The 21,639-nt window shown below is 37.9% G+C and carries 21 protein-coding genes and 1 pseudogene; 17 read left to right on the top strand and 5 right to left on the bottom strand.

All coding sequences use genetic code 11. The features are described from left to right. Positions 1 to 37 precede the first annotated feature (37 nt). Both ACFP65_RS01790 and ACFP65_RS01785 read left to right on the top strand, forming a co-directional pair. A complete protein-coding gene (locus ACFP65_RS01790) occupies positions 38 to 496 on the top strand; it encodes a GNAT family N-acetyltransferase (protein ID WP_379915351.1) in 459 nt (152 codons plus the stop codon). A 112-nt stretch (positions 497 to 608) separates the two neighbouring features. After that, positions 609 to 1,256 carry a carbonic anhydrase gene (locus ACFP65_RS01785; protein WP_379915349.1) on the top strand — a complete coding sequence of 216 codons (648 nt, stop codon included), beginning with the start codon at positions 609 to 611 and terminating at the stop codon, positions 1,254 to 1,256. Between the two features lie 69 nt (positions 1,257 to 1,325). Here the strand turns inward: ACFP65_RS01785 and ACFP65_RS01780 are convergent, their stop codons facing one another. Continuing rightward, positions 1,326 to 2,081 (bottom strand): exodeoxyribonuclease III, encoded by a 756-nt coding sequence (locus ACFP65_RS01780; protein WP_379915347.1) that lies wholly within the window; start codon positions 2,079 to 2,081, stop codon positions 1,326 to 1,328. A 282-nt stretch (positions 2,082 to 2,363) separates the two neighbouring features. Between ACFP65_RS01780 and murB the strand changes: the two are divergent. The 7 genes and pseudogenes from murB to rpiA form a co-directional block, all read left to right on the top strand. Then, positions 2,364 to 3,287 (top strand): annotated as a pseudogene (gene murB / locus ACFP65_RS01775) (UDP-N-acetylmuramate dehydrogenase); the annotation flags it as partial. A 188-nt stretch (positions 3,288 to 3,475) separates the two neighbouring features. Further along, complete coding sequence (locus ACFP65_RS01770; RefSeq protein WP_379915345.1) at positions 3,476 to 4,390, top strand: Gfo/Idh/MocA family protein; 915 nt, start codon at positions 3,476 to 3,478, stop codon at positions 4,388 to 4,390. Between the two features lie 183 nt (positions 4,391 to 4,573). After that, on the top strand, positions 4,574 to 5,728 hold the full coding sequence (locus tag ACFP65_RS01765) for an ABC transporter ATP-binding protein (RefSeq protein WP_379915343.1): 1,155 nt from the start codon (positions 4,574 to 4,576) through the stop codon (positions 5,726 to 5,728). Further along, the gene (locus tag ACFP65_RS01760; protein WP_379915341.1) at positions 5,718 to 6,530 is read left to right on the top strand and encodes an ABC transporter permease; all 813 of its coding nucleotides are present in this window, start codon (positions 5,718 to 5,720) and stop codon (positions 6,528 to 6,530) included. The genes ACFP65_RS01765 and ACFP65_RS01760 overlap by 11 nt, the downstream gene beginning before the upstream one ends. Continuing rightward, complete coding sequence (locus ACFP65_RS01755; protein WP_379915339.1) at positions 6,527 to 7,366, top strand: ABC transporter permease; 840 nt, start codon at positions 6,527 to 6,529, stop codon at positions 7,364 to 7,366. Before ACFP65_RS01760 ends, ACFP65_RS01755 begins: the two co-directional genes overlap by 4 nt. After that, the gene (locus ACFP65_RS01750) at positions 7,366 to 8,436 is read left to right on the top strand and encodes an ABC transporter substrate-binding protein (RefSeq protein WP_379915337.1); all 1,071 of its coding nucleotides are present in this window, start codon (positions 7,366 to 7,368) and stop codon (positions 8,434 to 8,436) included. Before ACFP65_RS01755 ends, ACFP65_RS01750 begins: the two co-directional genes overlap by 1 nt. A gap of 92 nt (positions 8,437 to 8,528) precedes the next feature. Further along, positions 8,529 to 9,209, top strand: coding sequence for a ribose-5-phosphate isomerase RpiA (gene rpiA, locus ACFP65_RS01745; protein WP_379915335.1), 681 nt, complete (start codon positions 8,529 to 8,531; stop codon positions 9,207 to 9,209). A gap of 64 nt (positions 9,210 to 9,273) precedes the next feature. Here the strand turns inward: rpiA and ACFP65_RS01740 are convergent, their stop codons facing one another. Together ACFP65_RS01740 and ACFP65_RS01735 are read right to left on the bottom strand one after the other, a co-directional pair. Beyond that, positions 9,274 to 10,227: an L-threonine 3-dehydrogenase gene (locus tag ACFP65_RS01740; protein WP_379915420.1), complete on the bottom strand. Its 954-nt coding sequence runs from the start codon at positions 10,225 to 10,227 to the stop codon at positions 9,274 to 9,276. A 125-nt stretch (positions 10,228 to 10,352) separates the two neighbouring features. Continuing rightward, entirely contained in the window at positions 10,353 to 11,543 is a 1,191-nt protein-coding gene (locus ACFP65_RS01735) for a glycine C-acetyltransferase (protein ID WP_379915333.1), read from the bottom strand. A 304-nt stretch (positions 11,544 to 11,847) separates the two neighbouring features. On the opposite strand from ACFP65_RS01735, the gene ACFP65_RS01730 reads away from it, so the two are divergent. Beyond that, a complete protein-coding gene (locus tag ACFP65_RS01730; RefSeq protein WP_379915331.1) occupies positions 11,848 to 13,518 on the top strand; it encodes a peptide ABC transporter substrate-binding protein in 1,671 nt (556 codons plus the stop codon). A gap of 114 nt (positions 13,519 to 13,632) precedes the next feature. On the opposite strand, the gene ACFP65_RS01725 is transcribed toward ACFP65_RS01730, so the two are convergent. After that, positions 13,633 to 14,007: a DUF3899 domain-containing protein gene (locus ACFP65_RS01725; RefSeq protein ID WP_379915329.1), complete on the bottom strand. Its 375-nt coding sequence runs from the start codon at positions 14,005 to 14,007 to the stop codon at positions 13,633 to 13,635. 273 nt (positions 14,008 to 14,280) lie between these two features. On the opposite strand from ACFP65_RS01725, the gene opp3b reads away from it, so the two are divergent. The 7 genes from opp3b (at position 14,281) to ACFP65_RS01690 (ending at position 21,117) form a co-directional block, all read left to right on the top strand. Beyond that, positions 14,281 to 15,225 (top strand): oligopeptide ABC transporter permease, encoded by a 945-nt coding sequence (opp3b, locus tag ACFP65_RS01720; RefSeq protein ID WP_379915327.1) that lies wholly within the window; start codon positions 14,281 to 14,283, stop codon positions 15,223 to 15,225. Position 15,226: 1 nt separating this feature from the next. Continuing rightward, the gene (opp3C, locus tag ACFP65_RS01715) at positions 15,227 to 16,279 is read left to right on the top strand and encodes an oligopeptide ABC transporter permease (RefSeq protein ID WP_379915325.1); all 1,053 of its coding nucleotides are present in this window, start codon (positions 15,227 to 15,229) and stop codon (positions 16,277 to 16,279) included. A 14-nt stretch (positions 16,280 to 16,293) separates the two neighbouring features. After that, positions 16,294 to 17,352, top strand: a complete 1,059-nt coding sequence (locus tag ACFP65_RS01710) for an ABC transporter ATP-binding protein (protein ID WP_379915323.1) — start codon at positions 16,294 to 16,296, stop codon at positions 17,350 to 17,352. After that, positions 17,352 to 18,305, top strand: a complete 954-nt coding sequence (locus ACFP65_RS01705; protein WP_379915321.1) for an ABC transporter ATP-binding protein — start codon at positions 17,352 to 17,354, stop codon at positions 18,303 to 18,305. The genes ACFP65_RS01710 and ACFP65_RS01705 overlap by 1 nt, the downstream gene beginning before the upstream one ends. A gap of 337 nt (positions 18,306 to 18,642) precedes the next feature. Continuing rightward, positions 18,643 to 19,944 (top strand): pyrimidine-nucleoside phosphorylase, encoded by a 1,302-nt coding sequence (locus ACFP65_RS01700; protein WP_379915319.1) that lies wholly within the window; start codon positions 18,643 to 18,645, stop codon positions 19,942 to 19,944. Positions 19,945 to 20,084: 140 nt separating this feature from the next. Then, positions 20,085 to 20,804 (top strand): AzlC family ABC transporter permease, encoded by a 720-nt coding sequence (locus ACFP65_RS01695; protein ID WP_379915317.1) that lies wholly within the window; start codon positions 20,085 to 20,087, stop codon positions 20,802 to 20,804. Then, positions 20,797 to 21,117 (top strand): AzlD domain-containing protein, encoded by a 321-nt coding sequence (locus tag ACFP65_RS01690; RefSeq protein ID WP_379915315.1) that lies wholly within the window; start codon positions 20,797 to 20,799, stop codon positions 21,115 to 21,117. The genes ACFP65_RS01695 and ACFP65_RS01690 overlap by 8 nt, the downstream gene beginning before the upstream one ends. A gap of 2 nt (positions 21,118 to 21,119) precedes the next feature. Here the strand turns inward: ACFP65_RS01690 and ACFP65_RS01685 are convergent, their stop codons facing one another. Beyond that, on the bottom strand, positions 21,120 to 21,605 hold the full coding sequence (locus ACFP65_RS01685; protein ID WP_379915313.1) for a hypothetical protein: 486 nt from the start codon (positions 21,603 to 21,605) through the stop codon (positions 21,120 to 21,122). Positions 21,606 to 21,639: the final 34 nt, after the last annotated feature.

Here is a 21,639-nt window from a genome sequence, read left to right as displayed (position 1 = left end):
TAAAGCATACTGTAGATCAAATTAAATGAGAGAATCTATGAATAGAAAAGAGGGAGAAACTGTGAATATACATTTTGGAAGTGAGAAATGGCACCAAGCAGCTGCTTTATATGTCCGCATGCAAGTATTTGTCTTGGAACGCGGTATACATTTGACAGAAGAGTTTGATATAGACGATCATGATAAAACCAATTACGTTGTGATTTATGATGGCAATCAAGCGGTTGCCACCGGTCGTTATAAACAAAAAGATGTGGAAACGATTCGTCCTGGAAGAATCGCTGTACTGAAAGATTATCGAAATCGTGGACTTGGACAACAAATTATCGAAGAACTAGAGAAAGAAAGTCTAGAACGTGGAGTCAAACAATCGATTATCCACGGTGAACTGACAGCCGCCGCTTTTTATGAAAAACTTGGATATAAAAAATGCTCAGAAGAATACTTAGAAGACGGCGTACCCTGTGTTACATTAAAAAAACAGCTAGTTCAGTAGTACTGCACTAGTAAAAAACGCTTTTAGACTATTCAAATAAAATCCTAGTTTCTTGGCATATTCTATTTATGGTATAGTTGAAGGCGAGAATTAATGTAATGGAGGAAAAAATATGCTTGAAAGATTGAAAAATGGTCTGACCAACTTCAAAGGTGTGACATATAAAAAATATGAACAACTTTACCAAGATCTTGAACAAAAACAAAACCCGCACACATTGTTTATTGCCTGTTCTGACTCTCGTGTAGATCCGGAAAGACTGATTGATAGTGAACCGGGTGAAATCTTTATGATTCGAAATATTGCAAATACCATTCCAACTTACGAATTAAGCCAACGAGATCTCACAACGGTATCTTCTGTTGAATATGCAGTGGAAGTACTGGGGGTAAAAGAGATTGTTGTCTGTGGACATTCAAATTGCGGAGGGTGCGCTGCAGCACTTGGAGGACGAGAGAAATTAGAGCATCTTCCATTTACTCAGAATTACCTAGAACCTTTAGAAGCTGTGAAAGAAAAAATCGAAAAGAACCATAACCATGAAGATGATGACTCAAAAGCTAGATTGATGGAGCAAATGAATGTAATTGAACAAGTTGAACACCTTAAAACATATCCTTGGATAAAACAAAAAGTAGAAAATGGCGATTTGGAAATAGAAGGCTGGCTTTACGATATCAAAACAGGAAGCGTATTTGTCTATGATGAAGCTACCGAAGCATTCTGCGAATCAGAGGAATATCAAAACGTACACAAATAAGTTACTCAGTGAATAAAAAAACTGACCTCAGTTCTAAACTGAGGTCAGTTTTTTTAGTGTGCAATACTTTTATAAAGCAACTTGAAGTTCAATAGGACAGTGATCAGAACCAGCGTAATCCGTATGGAGTTTAGCATCTATTAGCCGGTCTTTTAATCGTTCTGAGACGACGAAGTAATCAATACGCCAACCTGTCTTACCGTCTCTCGTATCATAGAGATCTTTCCACCAAGAATACGTTTCTTTTTGATCGGGGTAGAAATATCGGAACGTGTCAATAAAACCGTTATCCAAAAAACGTGTAAATTGGGCACGCTCTTTATCTGAAAATCCTGCACTCGTACGATGACTTTCAGGATCAGTTAAATCAATGTCTTTATGGGCAACGTTCAAATCGCCACAAAGGATCACTGGTTTGCTCAAATCAAGAGATTGGATATGCGCCTGAAAATCTATTTCCCATTGCATTCGGTAATCCAACCGGTTCAGTTCTGACTGTGAAGTTGGGGTATAACAAGTTACCACAATATAATCTTTATACTCCAAAGTAATCACACGACCATCAGTATTATATTTATCAATATTAATACCATAGGTTACATCCAGAGGCTCATGTTTCGTAAAGACGGCTGTACCAGAGTATCCATCTTTTTCCGCATAGTTCCAATAAGAGTGATAGCCTTCAAATTCTAAGTCCATTTGATTTTTTTGAAGTTTAATATCTTGTAGACAAAAAAAGTCAGCATCAAGTTCTTTGAACTGAGTTAGGAAGTCTTTTTTCGTGATTGCACATAATCCATTGACGTTCCAAGAGATTAGTTTCATAGGTGACTCCCTTCAAATATTTGTCACAATCATATCTGATATCATGAGAAAGTCAAAACAATAAGTTCTAGGCTCCAAAAAGTCTTTCCACGGGGAAATCTGCTCGAATTATGCTAGTGTATGATAGAGCTCATATGAATAGAGAGATTTCGAATTGAGTCTACTACTCTTATTGTATTCGTGTTAGAATAAATATGATTTTGCATTGATGTATCTTTATTTATACGTTAAGCAGCCTACCAGAATTGAATAGATGAAAATTGAAAGGAACATTTAGAAAACATGGATATAAAAGAATTCAAAGAACTATTCAAAGAATCAATCATAAAGACCGACGAACCTTTAGCACAATTTACGTATACTGAAACTGGAGGACCAGCTGATGTACTGGTTTTCCCTAAAAGAAAAGAAGAAATTGCTGCAATGATTTCTTACATTAATGAAAGACAATGGCCTTTGACGATTTTAGGAAACGCGAGTAACTTGATTGTAAAAGATGGCGGAATCAGAGGCGTCACAATGATTTTGACAGAGATGGATCAAATTACTATAGAAAAAGACCAGGTTATAGCTCAAGCTGGAGCGGCATTGATTGAAGTCAGTAAAAAAGCTTATCACGCAAGCTTAACAGGATTGGAATTTGCTTGTGGTATTCCAGGTAGTATTGGCGGAGCAGTTTACATGAATGCTGGAGCGTATGATGGAGAAGTAAAAGATGTGATTAAAAGTGTCACATTACTAAGCTTAACGGGAGAAATTAGAGAAGTTAGTAATGAAGATATGGCATTTGTTTACCGTAACAGTTTAATTCAAGAGACGGGCGATATTGTTATAGATGTCAGTTTCCAGTTAGAAGAAGGCGACCAAGATGCAATCAAAGAGCGTATGGATGAATTAACGATTCTGCGTACGACAAGACAGCCTTTAGAGTATCCTTCCTGTGGATCTGTTTTCAAAAGACCAACGGGTTATTTTACTGGAAAGCTGATACAAGAAGCGGGTCTACAAGGATTGAAGTGGGGCGGAGCACAAATTTCGACTAAGCATGCGGGATTCATTGTGAACATCGATCAGGCAACAGCGACAGATTATATTGAGTTAATCGACCACATCAAAGAAGTGATTTTAGAGAAAAATGATGTACAACTTGAAACTGAAGTTCGAATCATCGGAGAAGACCCGGTGAAAAGTAACACAGAGAAAGCGAAAAGATTAATTCAAAAAGCTACAGATCAATTCAAACAAAAAATCGGCACGGAGCAATCTATAGGTTTTGCAGACGAAAGATAAAAGTGAGTGTACACTTAAGACTGAACATACGGTATAGTCTTAAGTGTACACTTTTTATCAAAAAAGATTTCCAAATTAACTAAACAAACTTGGAGGATTTGCAGATGAAAATAGGGGTAATCGGATTAGGCACCATCGCTCAAAAAGCTTATTTACCAGTTATGATGACAGAACACCAAACAGTGGAGTGGCATCTTTCTACTAGAAAACAAGACAAACTAAAGGAAATAGGTGAGAAGTACCGAATTCCTGCACAACAGTTACATACCAGTTGGGAAGATTTACTCGACATAGGTTTGGATGCCGTATTTATCCATACACCCACACCGACCCATGCTGAGATTATCGAAAAAATGATGGATAATGGTATTCATGTATTTGTAGATAAACCAATCAGCGCAGATCTTGAAGAAACAAAAGCCTTGATCGAACGTTCTCGTAAAGCAAATGTCCTATTAACAGCGGGATTTAATAGAAGATTTGCTCCAAGAGTAAAAGAACTCAAAGCCATTGAAGATAAAAATATGGTTTACTTCCAGAAAAACCAAGGAAATTATACAAAACATTCTTCCAGATATAGAATTTACGATATGATGATTCATCCTGTAGATACAGCACTCCATATGATTGATGAGCCTGTAAGAATCATCAATTCAGGACTTGTAGGGTCAGACGATTATTTTAAACGCGCATGGGTTATTCTGGAATCTGATTCTACGCATATTATGGTCTCGATAAACGCTGAGTCAGGCGCTAGACTGGAAACGATGGAAGTTCAAAGTCCAACGCAAACAGCACGAGTAGAAAACCTTTCAGAGTGGACAAGATATGATGAAGAAAAAACAGTCAGCAGATCTTTTGGTGACTGGGATCATACTCTTTATAAAAGAGGATTTTCTTCTATGATCGAAGCTTTTCTTGAAGCTGTTCGTACAAATGGAGACAATCCAGTATCGCTTGAATCTTCTTTAGTTAGCCATGAAGTTTGCGAAATGATTTTAAGAAATGCCAATCTATAAGATAAAGTAAAAGAATTACAGAATAGATAGAACTGCGATCGTTCATTTTGAACGGTCGTTTTTCATCCAAAAAGAAGCAGGATAGTATCATGAAATCGAAAAAGATTGAACTTATGAAAGGGCAAGCTATAATAAAATAGGTTTCAATCTAATTGAGAAAAGATGTAAAGGGAGTGTAAAACTGTGACGGAAAAGACTATTATTTCGTTTAAAGACGTTCAAAAACAATATGATGAAAGTATAGTATTAAAAGATGTTTCGTTCGATTTGGAAAAAGGAAAATTTTATACCTTGCTAGGTCCATCAGGGTGTGGTAAATCTACAATCTTGAATTTGATCGCTGGCTTCACTCAAGCCACTTCAGGTTCAATTATATTAGATGGTAAAAAAGTGAATGAATTACCTCCTAATAAACGTAAAGTCAATACTGTTTTTCAGGATTATGCTCTATTTCCTCATATGAATGTATTTGATAATGTAGCATTTGGATTAAAAATCAAAAAACTGCCTAAAAATCAGATAAAAGAAAAAGTAACGGAAGCACTGAGATCCGTTAGATTAACTGGTTTTGAGACGAGAGAAATTTCTGAAATGTCAGGCGGACAACGCCAGCGGGTAGCCATTGCAAGAGCAATTGTAAACGAACCGGAGATTTTACTTTTAGATGAACCGTTATCTGCTCTGGATTTAAAATTAAGAACAGAGATGCAGTACGAATTAAGAGAACTACAGCAACGACTAGGGATTACTTTTATTTTTGTGACGCATGATCAAGAAGAAGCATTGGCTATGAGTGACAAGATCTTTGTCATGAAAGAAGGCGAAATTGTTCAAAGTGGTACACCAATTGATATCTATGATGAGCCACTTAATAATTATGTGGCTGACTTTATCGGTGAGAGCAATATTGTGGCTGGTAAGATGATACAAGACTATAAAGTGGAATTCGCCGGAAAAGTTTTTGATTGTGTTGACGGTGGGATGCCAGAAAATGAAGAAATTGAAGTCGTGATTAGACCAGAAGATCTTGTTGTTACAAGACCAGCTCTTGGGAATCTCAAAGTGATCGTTCAGTCCCAACTATTTAGAGGTGTGCATTATGAGATCATTGGAGAAGATTCAGAGGGAAATGAATGGATGGTCCATACGACGCGTAAAGCAGAGGTTGGAGACGAAGTCGGGCTAGCATTTGAGCCTAGAGATATCCATATTATGAGATTAGGAGAGACCGAAGAAGCGTTCAATCAGCGTTTAGCAGATTATGCCGTGAATAATGGGACGAGCGTACAAGAAGCGATCGACCGTGAAAAAGGAGTGGAGCTGAATTATGACCTCTAAACAGAATAAATGGCTCTTTTTTCCTTATTTTATCTGGATAGGATTGTTTGTATTTATTCCAATCGGTTTACTCATTTACCAATCATTTATTGGTTTGAATGGAACCTTTACGGTATCTAATTTTGTTACTTACTTTACTTCAACAACTTACCTTAAAATGACGGCACAATCTTTTCTTTATGCATTTATTATTACCTTCATCACACTTTGTATCAGTTATCCGACAGCCTATTTTTTAACACAAACAAGACGAAAAGATTTATGGATGCTCTTACTAATTTTACCGACTTGGATCAATGTATTATTAAAAGCCTATGCTTTTATTGGCTTACTGAGTCAACAAGGAAGTGTGAATACGTTTTTTGACTGGATAGGGATAGGACGTCAACAACTTTTGTTTACAAATGCTAGTTTTCTTTTAGTGGCTACCTATATTGAGATTCCTTTTATGCTACTACCAATCTACAATGCGATTGAAGAGATTCATCCTTCTGTGATTCATGCGAGTAGAGATCTTGGGGCGAATACTTGGGAAACCTTTAAAAACGTTATTTTCCCATTATCCCTCTCAGGTGTCCGAAGTGGCATACAAGTAGTCTTTATCCCGTCTCTTTCACTATTTATGCTGACTAGATTGATTGGTGGAAACCGGGTAATTACTTTAGGGACAGCAATTGAACAACACTTCTTAGTGACACAAAACTGGGGAATGGGATCAACGATTGGGATTGTTTTAATTGTATTGATGATCCTAACAATGGTTCTAACTTCGAGCCGTAAGAAAGGGGTTCGTAGATCATGATCAAGTCTAAATTTAGTTGGGGAAATCTGTATCTGATTTTTATCTTTGTTTTGTTATATGTTCCAATTTTATATTTGATTTATTACTCTTTCAACCAAGCGGGAACAATGAATGAGTTTACGGGATTTACAACGGAACATTATGAAGCGTTAGCGGGTGATACGAGATTGATTCGTATTGCGCTAGATACATTTAGAGTCGCTTTGCTCTCTTCCTTGTTAGCAACCATTATCGGTACTTTGGGGGCGATTGGAATCTTCTTTGTTAGACAAAGAAGAACACAGTCGACCATACTGGGTTTGAATAATGTTCTACTCGTGTCACCGGATGTTATTATTGGCGCAAGTTTCTTGCTCTTATTTACGATGGCTGGTTTTCGCTTAGGGTTTTATTCTGTATTGTTTTCACATATCGCATTCAGTATTCCAATTGTGGTCTTAATGGTCTTGCCTAAACTGCAAGAAATGAATACAAACATGATTACTGCAGCAAAAGATCTAGGAGCAAACAATTGGCAAGTGTTAAAAAGTGTGATTATTCCGAGTATTAAACCAGGCATACTTGCTGGATATTTTATGGCTTTCACTTATTCTATCGATGATTTCGCTGTTACCTTTTTCGTAACTGGAAATGGCTTCGCAACCTTATCTGTTGAAATTTATTCAAGAGCTCGACAAGGGATCAGTTTAGAGATCAATGCGTTGAGTACGATTCTATTCATTGTTGCTCTAGGACTAGTCAGTGGCTACTACTTTGTTCAACAGCAACAGCGTAACCGTAAACGGAAACTAACCGATGTTGATCCAACGAACCACCAAAAGGCGGTGACACCTTAATGAAACAATTGATTCAATTGGCTTTAGCTGTGTTGGGGGTATCGAGCGTACTCTATTTGGGTAGTTTTTTCATTGAACATTCCCAAGGTGCAAGCGGAGCAGATACGCTAAATATTTTTAACTGGGGAGATTATATCGATCCAGAATTGCTTGAACAGTTTGAAGAAGAATCGGGTTACCGAGTTGTTTATGAAACCTTTGACTCCAATGAGTCGATGTATACAAAAGTTCAGCAAGGCGGAACAGCATACGACCTGACGATTCCAAGTGAATATATGATTGAGAGAATGATTGAAGAAGATCTCGTTTTACCAATAGACTATTCAAAAATTACTGGTTTAGAAAATATTGATTCAGAATTTCTCGATCAACCATTCGATCCTAATAATCAGTTCTCAATTCCTTACTTCTGGGGGACTTTGGGGATTGTTTATAATGAACAGATGGTTGATGAAGAAGATATTACGTCTTGGAGTGATTTATGGAATCCTGAATTCAGAGAAAGTATTCTGTTTATTGATGGAGCGCGAGAAGTTATCGGAATTGGCTTGCAGACTCAAGGCTATTCATTGAACTCGAAAAATGATGAAGAATTGAATGAATCTTTTGAATTGCTTCGTGATCTTGCGCCGAATGCTAAGGCGCTAGTTGCAGATGAGATCAAAATGTATATGATTCAAGAAGAAGCGCCCGTTGCGGTGACGTTTTCTGGAGAAGCGGCTGATATGATGTGGGAAAATGAATCTCTACATTATATTCTGCCTGAAGAAGGATCCAACTTGTGGTTTGACAATATGGTGATTCCTAAGACAGCGCAAAACACAGAAGCGGCATATGCCTTTATAAATTTCATGCTGCAGCCAGAAGTTGCTGCTCAGAATGCTGATTATATTGGGTACAGTACTCCAAATAAAGCGGCCATGGATTTGCTTCCGGAAGAAACAACGGAAGACGAGCAATTTTATCCATCTGCTGAAACCATTGAAAAGTTAGAAGTGTACGAAAATCTTGGACCTGAATACATTGAAAAATATAATGACTTGTTCCTGGAATTCAAAATGCTTAGATAATAAAAAGGAGCTGCTGATGCAGCTCCTTTTTATGTTACAATACAGTTGAAAATGATAGCGGTACATAAATTTTATCTGGAAGGGAAATGGGTATGAATCTCAAAAAATTAGTAGGATATAAAGCGGCAGAATTTATTGAAGACGGCATGACGGTTGGTCTTGGGACAGGTTCAACGGCTTATTACATGGTAGAAGCCCTTGGTAAAAGAGTAAATGAAGAAGGATTAAATATCGTTGGTGTAACTACATCTATTCGAACAACAGCGCAAGCAACTGATTTGAATATTCCCTTAAAGGGGATAGATGATGTTGAAAAAATTGATATAACCATTGATGGAGCAGATGAAATTTCAAATACTTATCAAGGGATTAAAGGTGGTGGAGCGGCTCATTTGTTTGAAAAAACAGTGGCCAATCTTTCTGATAGAAACATCTGGATCGTAGATGAAAGCAAACTAGTAGAAGAGCTTGGTGCTTTTCCATTACCTGTAGAAGTAGTTCATTTTGGTTCTGGCCAATTGTTCAAAAAGTTTGAACAAAAAGGCTACAAGCCTTCTTGGAGATTAGATGAAGAAGGAGAAAAATTAGTGACGGATTCAGGAAATCTTATTATCGATCTTCACATGGAAATTATTAAAAATCCTGAACCGTTAGCGACTTGGTTGGATTCTTTAACAGGTGTAGTGGAGCATGGATTGTTTTTAAATTGTGTCGATACAATCATTGTAGGGACGCAAGAAGGTGTGACTGTAGAGCAAGTTGATAGAGGGTAAATTAAAAACGATCAGACGCTACTTGAATAGTAGAATCTGATCGTTTTTTTTAAATAGAAAAAAGTTAAGATAGTGATTTTTCTTTTAGTTTTTGTAGCATATCTGCTGTCATTTTTTCAAGAGTATATTCAGGGCTGAAATCCCATTCTTTACGAGCTTGTATCGTATCGATTGAATTCGGCCATGACTCCGCAATCGTCTGACGAATGGGATCGACTTCAAAGTCCAAAGTGAATTCTGGTATATGAGCTTGAATCGCTTTTTCAAAGTCTTCTGGACATACACTCATTGCACTAACATTGAATGCGTTACGGTGAATGAGGTTCTCCGAAGGTACTTCCATTAAACGAATAATGGCGTCTACCGCATCTGGCATGTACATCATATCCATATAAGTGCCCTTGTCGATAAAAGAGGTGTAGGCTTGTTTTTTTAATGCCTCGTAGTAGATATCTACTGCATAATCAGTTGTTCCGCCACCAGGTAGTGCTTCGTAAGAAATGAGTCCAGGGAAACGAACGCTTCTCGTATCTACTCCAAATTTCTGGAAGTAATAATCACAAAGCAATTCTCCGCTTACCTTCGTTACTCCATACATAGTCGTTGGACGTTGTAAGGTTACTTGCGGTGTCTGTACTTTAGGCGTTTGAGGACCAAAAGCACCGATTGAACTAGGCGTGAAGAATTTCAAATCATGAATACGCGCTACTTCTAGTGCGTTCATTAATCCACCCATATTCAATTCCCAAGCTAACTGAGGCTTTTCTTCCGCTACCGCAGACAGCAAAGCTGCTAAATGAATAATTGTATCAATTTGATATTTTTCGACTAATTGCTCTATAGCTAATTGATCCGTTACATCCAGATATTCAAAAATGCCATTTTCAACAACAGTCGACTGTTCTGGTCTTTGAATGTCTGTTGCGATAACGTGCTCTACTCCAAATTTTTCTCTCAAGCGTGCTGTCAGAGCAGTTCCGATCTGTCCCAGTGCGCCAGTAATTAAGATGGTTTCCAAGATTCTTTCCTCCAGTAATGATTCAATCATATCGTTTACTCCAAAAGAAAAAGCAGCTGACTGAGTTATGCGCTCAAATACTCTTGATAGGAACTCGGTCTAGTTAACTGCTTTTTATAAAAGATTTATATAACGTTTAATTCGTTTCCGACTTTTTCATAAATCGAAAGGACTTTATCTAACTGCTCTTTAGTGTGTGCCGCGCTTGGCATGTTTCTCACACGTCCAGTACCTCTTGGAACAGTAGGGAAGACGATAGATTTAGCATAAACGCCTTCATCTGTTAATCGTTTTGAAAATGTCTGAGTCAGTTTTTCATCACCAATAATACAAGGGGTGATCGGTGTTTCAGAATTTCCGATGTTGAAGCCTAATGCATCTAGTCCAGCTTTCAGGTAACGACCATTTTCCCATAGGCGGTCATGCTCTTCAGTGGAAGCAGACATGATATCGATTGCTTCAATACAGGCAGCTGCAGCACCAGGTGTTAGTGAAGTAGAAAATAAGAATGGACGGGCGCGTACTTTTAGCCAGTCAATCAAGTTCTGAGTTCCTGCTACATAACCACCGACAACACCAACAGCTTTAGAAAGTGTGCCCATTTGGAAGTCGATTTTGTCTTGTAGTCCGAAATGCTTAACTGTTCCGGCACCTTTGCCCATAACACCTGAACCGTGAGCGTCATCTACGTAAGTGATCAAATCAAATTCTTCAGCGATTTTGACAATATCCGGTAAGTTGGCTACGTCTCCATCCATTGAGAAGACACCGTCCGTAATGTACATAACTTTTTCATATTGTCCACTTTCAGTAGCTTCTTTTGCTTTAGCACGTAAGTCTTCCATATCCTGATGTTTGACTCGAATAACTTTAGCACCAGACAAACGACAACCGTCAATAATAGATGCGTGGTTTAATTCATCTGATAAAATCGCATCTTTTTTGTTCATAACGGCTGAAATCGCACCCATGTTACAGTTAAATCCTGACTGGAAAGCAACGGCTGCTTCGGTTTGCTTGAAGTCAGCAATTTTGGCTTCGAGTTCATCATGGATACTTTGTGTCCCATTAATTGAACGAACAGCACCCGCACCTACACCATATTGATCAGTAGCGGCGTTCGCTTTTGCTTTCAATCGTTCATCATTAGAAAAACCAAGGTAATTGTTTGAAGACATATTGATCAGTTGCTTTCCTCTGACCGTGATTTCTGCTCCATTTGGACCTTCTAGCGTATCGATTTCATTGTATAATCCCATTTCTTTCAATTCGTTTAGATTACTTTCCAAAAAATGGTTCAGCGTTTTACTGGTCATCTAATCTCTCCCTATATAGTTGCTCATTACAGACAGAACCGCTATTAGATAAGCAAAACAGCGGTCTATCAGACGATTTTATTATAACATGTAATGTAGGGCGTTTGAAAGGAATGAAAAAGTGAAGTCGATTTAAACGAACAAAAAATGAACAATTTCTTAAAAATATCAAAATAGTGAGAGAAAAATTTAAAAATTAAAATAACCTGTTGTAATTATGATAGAAAGCTGATAAAGTATTCCAAGTGATCTGAATTATAATTTATTATGAAAATTAGTTATATATTTTGGGAGGAAACAACAGATGAAGAACAGTAAACTAGCACGTACTCTAGGGTTAACATTAACAAGTGCTTTACTATTAGCAGCTTGTGGTAATGGTGGAAACGACTCTGCCGAAGAATCAAGTTCAGAAGGATCAAACGATGAGCAAGTTCTACACTTAATTGAAACAGCTGAAATCCCTTCAATGGATTCTACTACTTCTACAGACTCAGTAAGTAATAACGTACTGAACAACGTAAACGAAGGCCTTTATCGTCAAGGACCTGAAAACGATCTACAATTAGGTATGGCAGCAGAAGAGCCAACTGTAAGCGAAGATGGCTTGACATATACATTTAAAATCAGAGAAGATGCACAATGGTCAAATGGCGAACCCGTTACAGCAAATGACTTTGTCTATGCTTGGCAACGTCTAGCAAATCCTGAGACAGCAGCAGAATATGCTTATATGATTGACGGTATTGTGACAAATGCTTCAGAAATCCTTACTGGAGAAATGGATCCTTCAGAACTTGGTGTGACTGCTGAAGATGAAACAACTTTTGTAGTTGAACTAGCAAAACCAGTTCCTTACTTCAAAGATCTATTAACACTATCAATGTTCTTCCCACTTAACGAAGAATATGTAACGGAACAAGGAAATGACTACGCAACAAACAGTGACACAATTCTTTATAACGGACCATTTGAATTAACAGATTGGGATGGCGCTGGACTTAGCTGGTCATTAGAGAAAAATGAAGATTACTGGGATGCAGACGTTGTAAAACTTGACCGTATTGATGTAGATGCCGTTAAAGAAACTTCAACAGCATTGAACTTATACAATGCCGGTGAAGCAGACCGTATGATCCTTACTGGAGAGTATGTTCAAACAAAACAAGGCGCTCCTGATTTACTATCACAAGCGACTTCATCAGTATTCTACTTCAAGTTCAACCAAGAACGTAATGGAGAAGAAACACCATTAGCAAATGAAAACATTCGTAAAGCTATTGCGATGGCATTCGATAAACAAAGCTTCTCTGATACAGTTTTACAAAATGGTTCTCTTCCAGCAAATGGTTTAGTACCTGCTGAATTAGCAGTTGGACCAGCTTCTAACGAAGATTTCCGTGCTGAAAATGGAGACTTGCTTTCTTTCGACGCAGAACAAGCTGTTGAGTACTTTGAAACAGGACTTGACGAATTAGGTGTAGATTCACTAACACTTGAAATGCTTGGAGATGACACTGAAAACTCTAAACGTTCATTAGAATTCATGCAGTCTCAATTAGAATCAAACTTACCAAACTTAACAATCAACTTGAGAAACGTACCATTCAAAGTTCGTCTGGATGCTAACTCTAAACAAGATTACGATATTCAACTAGCTGGATGGGGAGCAGATTATGCTGATCCAATCAACTTCTTGGAATTGTTTGAAACAGAAAACGGCAACAACAAATCTGGATTCAGCAACCCTGAATACGATGCTTTAATTGAAAGAGCACAAAACGATGCAAGTGATTTAGAAGGTCGTTGGGAAGCTATGCTAGAAGCTGAGCAAATCTTATTAGACTCTGCTGGTATCGCACCAATTTACCAACGTGCGTATGCAGTTCTTGAAAAAGATTACGTTCAAGATCTAGTTCACCACCTAACAGGTGCAGAATACTCATACAAATGGGCTTACATCGAAGGTAAATAATCTTTAGAAAATGAATAAAGATTAAAGGCTACAAAAAAAGAGTGGATATCCACTCTTTTTTTAAGCCCTATAATATAATTATGCATAAAAAGCACCATCATTTTTATACAAATTTTATCTTTCAAACAAATAAAATCCCATTAAAGATAGTAGAGAAATACTCATTAAAATCAGACCGATTTTGAGTAAAACGGTGTACCCTTTACCAAATTGATTGGATAAATGAGAGATTGGTCGCTCTTCGTCCTCTATTGAACTAGATTTACGAAAAAGGCGAGTAGCTTTATTAACGCTATAATGGAAAAAGTCAAAAGATCCGGAACGGATCACTAAACCAAAAACTCCAAGGATGAGAAAAAGTCCTGCAGGGTAAAAAAACAGGTTAGTTGTCTGAAGGAAACTGATTTCTCCATAAAGGATCCATTCAAGAATGAAAATCAACAAAATGATGGCACTAGCAAAGCTGACTAAATTTAGTTTTATGCGCATAGTAGATTCTCCTAAAGTTTTGAAAAGTCTATTTTATACTGTACCTTATATGTTGTAAAACCTCAATAAGAGAATCCGTGTAAATAGAGAAATTAGGAAAATTAAACGGAAATGATAGTAGAATGAAATAACTCCTTATATTTTTCTAATAGGAACCGTTTAATAGTCACATAATAGCAAAAAGATTTGCAATCAGTGCCTAGAGAGAATATTCTATATATTGTGCTTTTTTTAATATGAATAAAAAATAATAATACTGGAGGTGTAAAATCGATGAATCATTATTTGAAATATTTAGGAAAACGTGTATTTTACATGTTTGTAACTTTATTTCTAATTGCATCGATTACGTTCTTTCTAAGCAAGTTGCTGCCCGGAACACCCTATACAAATCAAGAAAAATTGTCCGATCAGCAAATTGAGATTATGAATGAACAATATGGATTAAACGAACCGGACGTTGTTCAATATGCCATTTACATGGGCGGACTCGTTAAGGGAGATTTAGGAACATCTTTTCAATACGATAATACGCCAGTTACAAAACTTTTATCCACTCGAATTGGTCCTTCTCTTCAATTAGGATTTCAAGCAGTTGTATTAGGAACATTCTTCGGAATTATTCTTGGAGTAATTTCAGCTATGAAACAAAATACTTGGATCGATACATCGGCAACCTTTGTAGCCATTCTTGGTAGATCTATTCCAAACTTCGTATTCGCTGTATTATTACAACTGATATTTGCTGTTAAATTAGGTTGGTTCCCGATTGCACTTTGGAACGGTGGATTTGAATCCTCTGTCTTACCAACACTGGCTTTAGCGATTGGACCGTTGGCAGATTCTGCTCGTTTTATCCGTACAGAAATGGTTGACGTACTCAGCAGTGATTACATTGAACTTGCCAGAGCAAAAGGTCTTAGCCGTTGGGTAGTAGCCTTCAAACATGGGGTTAGAAATGCCTTGATTCCATTGTTGACCATTTTAGGACCCATGGCAGTTGCGTTAATGACTGGTTCAATGGTTGTAGAGAACATTTATGCAATCCCTGGTATTGGTGAACAGTTCGTTAAATCAATCTTGTCAAATGATTATCCGACTATTATGGGTGTGACGATTCTTTACTCTGCTATGCTCGTATTTATCATTTTAGTAGTAGATATTATGTATGGCATCGTCGATCCTCGAATTCGTGTATCATCTGAAGGAGGAAAATAATATGGAAACTCATGATAATAACGCAACGATAAATGAGAAAACTAAATTTTCTCCTGATATGTTTGAAAAGGTCAGCGGAGCGAGTACTGAAGATAATGAAAAAATTAGCGCACCATCGTTGAGCTTTCTTCAAGATTCTTGGAGAAGATTAAAGAAAAACAAAGCAGCAGTTATTAGTTTGGGCGTACTGCTAGTCATTATGATATTAGCTTTTTCTGCACCACTGATCTCACCACACAGTCCATACACTCAATATAGTGGACAAACGAGTTTACCGCCGAAGATTCCCGGTATTGATATCAATGGCTTAAACGGAACAACTACAGCCGGTGGCGGAGAACGTTTTGATAAATATGCGCAAGTAGGAGCTGAAGAAGGAACTTACTATATTTTAGGAACAGACAGTCTAGGACGTGACTTGCTTTCACGTATATTATATGGGACACGTGTATCCCTGATTATCGCTTTTGCGGCAGCCTTCTTTGATTTGACCTTCGGAGTTGTCTATGGTCTGGTTTCAGGCTGGAAAGGCGGCAGAGTCGATAATGTCATGCAAAGAATTTTAGAAATCTTATCTGGTGTTCCAAACTTAGTGGTCGTTATTTTGACACTATTAGTATTGGAACCTGGTATCCAAGCAATCATTATTGCGCTTGCGATAACAGGATGGATTCCAATGGCACGAATCGTACGGGCACAAACGCTGAAACTGAAAAACCAAGAATATATTTTGGCCGCTCAGACATTAGGCGAATCTCCCATTAAAATTGCTATGAAACACTTAATTTCAAACTTATCAGGAGTCATCATTATTCAAACGATGTTTTCTATTCCATCTGCAATATTCTTTGAAGCCTTCTTAAGCTTTATCGGTATCGGTATACCGGCTCCGTTAGCTTCTTTAGGTACATTGATTAATGATGGATATAAAACCTTCCAGTTCTTACCGCATATTATGTGGTACCCGGCAGGCGTTTTATGCCTCTTGATGATTTCGTTTAACTTATTGGCTGACGGACTACGAGATGCTTTTGATCCAAAAATGAAAGATTAGCGAGGTGACTATAGATGAGTAACATTTTAGAAGTGAGAGATTTAAATATTACTTTCGACACTTACGCAGGTAAAGTACAAGCCATTCGTGGTGTCAGTTTTGACCTAAAAAAAGGTGAAACACTAGCAATCGTTGGGGAGTCAGGCTCAGGTAAATCCGTTACTTCCAGAAGTATCATGCGTCTATTATCTCAAAATGCCAACATCGAACAGGGACAAATCGTATTTAACGGTAAAGACCTCGTTCACGCATCGGAAAAAGAGATGCAGGCGATTCGAGGAAAAAGAATTGCAATGATCTTCCAAGATCCGATGACGTCTTTGAACCCTACAATGACAATTGAAAAACAAATCGTAGAGCCACTGAAAATTCATCAAAAGATGAACAAAAGTCAAGCACATGACAGAGCGTTACAATTGCTGGAATTGGTTGGTTTACCAGATCCAGAAAAAAGAATGAAGCAGTATCCTCACCAATTTTCTGGTGGTCAAAGACAGCGTATCGTTATTGCGATCGCGCTAGCTTGTAATCCAGATATCTTGATTGCGGATGAGCCGACTACAGCCCTTGACGTAACGATTCAAGCTCAGATTTTAGAGTTAATGAAAGAACTTCAAGAAAAAATCGATACATCAATCATCTTTATTACACACGATTTAGGTGTCGTAGCGAATGTGGCGGATCGAGTAGCTGTAATGTATGCTGGAAAATTCGTAGAAGTAGGGACTGTTGATGAAGTCTTTTATAATCCACAACATCCATATACTTGGGGATTACTTGCTTCTATGCCAACTTTGGATACAGCGAACTCTTTATATGCGATTCCAGGTACTCCTCCAGATTTACTGGATCCACCAATAGGAGATGCGTTTGCACCTCGTAATGAATACGCAATGAAAATCGATACAGAACTGGAGCCGCCAATGTTTAAAGTTTCAAAATCACATTACGCGGCAACATGGCTACTTCACGAAGACGCTCCGGCTATTGACCCCCCTGAGGAAATCAAAGGCCGTCAGCAGCTTTACAAAGAGAAGTTTGCCAAACGTCACAATGATGGAGGCGTGAAATAGTGGAAAAGTCAAAAGAAAAGATTTTAGAAGTCAAAAATCTGAAGCAATACTTCAACGAAGGTTCAAGGAATGAAGTACGCGCAGTAGATGACATTACCTTTGATATTTTCAGAGGTGAAACTTTTGGGCTAGTAGGAGAATCTGGTTCAGGAAAATCAACGACGGGACGTTCAATCATCCGCTTGTACGAACCAACTGCTGGAGAAATTGATTTCCAGGGAACGCAAGTACACAAAATCTCTAAGAAAAAAGATTTATTACAATTCAGACGCGATATGCAAATGATCTTTCAGGATCCGTATGCTTCATTGAATCCTAAAATGAAAGTTCGAGACATTATTGCTGAAGGAATCGATATCCACGGCCTTGCGAACTCTAAAGAAGAACGTAATGCACGTGTGATCGAATTGCTTGAATTAGTAGGACTAAACCCTGACCACGCAAGTCGTTATCCACATGAATTCTCAGGTGGACAACGTCAGCGTATCGGGATTGCTAGAGCGCTAGCCGTTAAGCCTAAATTTATTGTAGCAGATGAACCCATTTCAGCATTGGATGTTTCAATCCAAGCGCAAGTTGTTAACTTGTTGATGGATCTACAAAAATCTCAAGATTTAACGTTCTTATTCATTGCCCACGACTTATCAATGGTTAAATATATCAGTGATCGTATCGGTGTAATGAATTCAGGTAAATTGCTTGAATTAGCGCCAGCAGAAGATGTCTATAACAAACCACTACATGCTTATACTGAAAGCTTGCTCTCTGCGGTTCCTTTACCGGATCCAGAATACGAGCGTGCTCGTAAACGTACAACGTATGTAGCTAGAATCGCAAATGACGAAGAAGAAGAACTTCGTGAAATCGTTCCAGGACACTATGTATATTGCCGAGAGTCAGATGTCCCTCGCCTGAAACAAAAACGTGCTGCTTACGATAACCAAAACAACTAATACTTGATCATAAAGAATCTAAGATAGTAGTCTTAGGTCATGCTCAAATATCATTAAATCCAGAAAGAATTGTATTCATTTACAATTCTCTCTGGGCTTTTTTGTTTGAGACACTAAAATTGATGAGTACTCGCGTTTGGATTTCGGATATGTGAACCAATTTAATAATGTGATAATCGTATCTCTTAGGAAATTCAGCTTCTATTATAGAATTAAAAGTCAACTTTTATTAAAATTGAAAGAGATTACAATTTTGTTCAAACTTGATTCGTGAAATATGATAAGATGAAGGAATAGAAGCAATCATTATGAAATTTGTTTTTTGGAGGAATATAAAATGAGAATGATCGATTTAATTGAAAAAAAGCAACATGATCAAGAATTGACTGAGCAAGAAATTAAATGGATGATTGAAGGATATACAAATGGAACGATTCCTGACTATCAAATGAGTGCAATGAATATGGCGATTTACTTTAAAGGGATGACAAAAGATGAACGTAGTGCTCTAACAATGGCGATGGTTGAATCTGGAGATCAAATTGACCTTTCTGCAATTGCAGGTGTCAAAGTTGACAAGCATTCAACAGGTGGTGTAGGGGATACAACAACCTTAATACTTGCACCACTAGTCGCAAGTGTTGGTGTACCTGTAGCGAAAATGAGTGGACGAGGATTAGGTCATACGGGTGGAACGATCGACAAACTTGAAGCAATCCCAGGATTTCACGTTGAAATTTCAAAAGAACAATTTGTGGAACTGGTTAATGAAAACAAAGTTGCTGTCGTTGGTCAGTCAGGAAACCTGACGCCGGCAGACAAGAAATTGTATGCTTTGCGTGATGTAACAAGTACAGTTGAATCCATTCCATTGATTGCGAGTTCAATCATGAGCAAGAAAATTGCTTCTGGAGCAGACGCAATTGTACTAGATGTAAAAACGGGTGCCGGCGCATTCATGAAGAGTGTGGATCAAGCTAGAGAATTAGCGGAAGCTATGGTGGAAATCGGCAATTCAGTTGGTAGAAACACGATGGCAGTTATTTCAGATATGAGCCAGCCGCTTGGAAATGCGATCGGAAATGGACTTGAAGTAAAAGAAGCAATCGAAACCCTAAAAGGAAATGGACCGGAAGATTTAACGGAACTTTGCCTCGTCTTAGGAAGTCAAATGGCCTTCTTAGGTGGCGTAGGTAGCTCGTTAGAAGAAGCAAGAACACTACTAGAAGAAAACCTGCATAACGGGAAAGCACTAGAAGCCTTTAAAGTCTTTGTGAAATCTCAAGGTGGAGATGATTCAGTTGTTGAACATACAGATGAAGTTTTACCTTCAGCTGAATTTACGACAGAAGTAACGGCTGAGAAAGATGGTGTGATTTCTAAAATTGTTGCTGACCAAGTTGGTTTAGCAGCTATGAGACTCGGTGCCGGAAGAGAAACAAAAGAAAGTAAGATTGACTTAGCAGCAGGGCTCTACTTAAATAAAAAAGTAGGCGACACTGTGAAAGCTGGAGAATCTCTAGCAACACTCTACTCAAACAAACCAATCGCAGAAGAAACAAAACAAACGATTCGTCAGAGTATGGAAATCAGTGAAACAGCAGAACCACTAACACTAGTCTACGATATTATTAAATAGTTGTATAAATCAGAGTCAGAAGAGTATGCAGATGCGGTCTTCAAAAGGCCATTCCAACTCTTCAAAGACTCTTTTTTTTATTTAGAAATATTACCAGTTATTCATAGGTATGAAGTCATTAGTATGAAGGAAGTGAATGAATGTATCTAACAGAAATAAAAAGTGGATTAAAGGCCAGTGCACCAATCATGATTACTTACGTAGCGCTAGGGTTGGCTTGTGGAATTGTCTTATATGACGCTGGTATTTCTATCATAGGGATTTCTTTTATGAGTGTGCTTGTTTATGCAGGAGCTGGACAGTTTCTGGCAGCTAGTATGCTCGTTTTAGGCGCTTCTATTCCATCGGTTATAGTGATGGTCTTTTTCCTGAATCTAAGGCATATTTTGATGTCTGCCAGTATGTCTACTTATGTAAAAGAGCGGTCTCTTGGATTTATCGCGCTATTCAGTCACGTATTGACGGATGAATCTTACGGGATTAATTATACTAAGTTCAGAGAAGGTGACTGGTCTCCTGAGGAAGCCATGGTAACAAGTGTGGCTAACTATTCAACTTGGGTGGTCAGTACAATCATTGGTGGTATGATCGGAAGTCAAATTCAAGTCAATACGATTATTATGAATTATGCGTTGATTGCGATGTTCTTATATATGATGGTCCAGCAATTTGTTTCAAAAGAACATCTTATCGCAGGAATCTGTTCCATCGTACTGACGGTTGTCTTAACCATTGTCTTGAAACATAACATTGCGCTCGTCATTGCTACCGTTATCGCTTCTTTTATAGGGTATTATCTAGAAGTTAGGAAAAATCGTCATACAAAACCGAATCTCAAAGGGAGTGAAGCCAATGAATAATGTGTGGGGACTGATTTTAGGAATGGCCGTTGTGACCTATATTCCGCGCTTCTTACCAATGCTTCTGTTAAGCAAAAAAGAGATTTCACCTTCCTTTAGTCGCTGGATGACGTATATCCCGGTATCAATCTTTGCAGCTCTTGTGGCCTCAGACATCTTTTTCTGGGATGGCTCCTTTAATCTACAACCAACAATCAATATCAAACTAATTCCATCTATTGCTGTTTTTTTAATTGCTTATAAAACGAAAAGTTTATTGTGGTCTATGGTTGTCGGTATAGGCGGAATTACGGTTGTCTGGTTTTTATTTTAAAATCACTTCCTTAAAGACGGTTGTTTCAGTATACTTTCGCCAAGTACATCTGCCCATTGTTCGACCCAGCAAAAAGAGTAAGGAACGTGATAGGTTGTTCTCAATTTTTTATATCGTGGATGTCTTGCCCAGGTAAAAGAGATCAAACCGATGATGGGAAGATATAAAGGCCCAAGCAGCAAAGACTGAAAGGTATGACCATATTCATGTACAGCCATTCTACTACAGGAATCTGCAAATTTTGTGATATCTCGATTTTTCAGTAATCCAGTATCTGACTCGTCTGGTGTAAAGATAAATAATCCGAGTGAGACGCCATCCAGTCGATTCCATTTTGTTCGAATAGCACCATGAAAATAACTATGGGGTTGCTTATAATAAAGAAGAAACAGGAAAAATCCGACAGTAGTCTGGAAGAATCCCCATGTAGACTGCATTAGAAAATATAAAAATTTCAGTACAATCAACAACCCTTTAGATTGAAACATAAGAACCGACTCCTTAAATAGATAGTAAAAAATA

Source organism: Marinilactibacillus sp. GCM10026970, assembly GCF_042660675.1.
Taxonomy (GTDB): domain Bacteria; phylum Bacillota; class Bacilli; order Lactobacillales; family Carnobacteriaceae_A; genus Marinilactibacillus.
The sequence above is the reverse complement of the archived record's forward strand: the minus strand, read 5'-3'. Positions and strand labels throughout refer to the sequence as shown.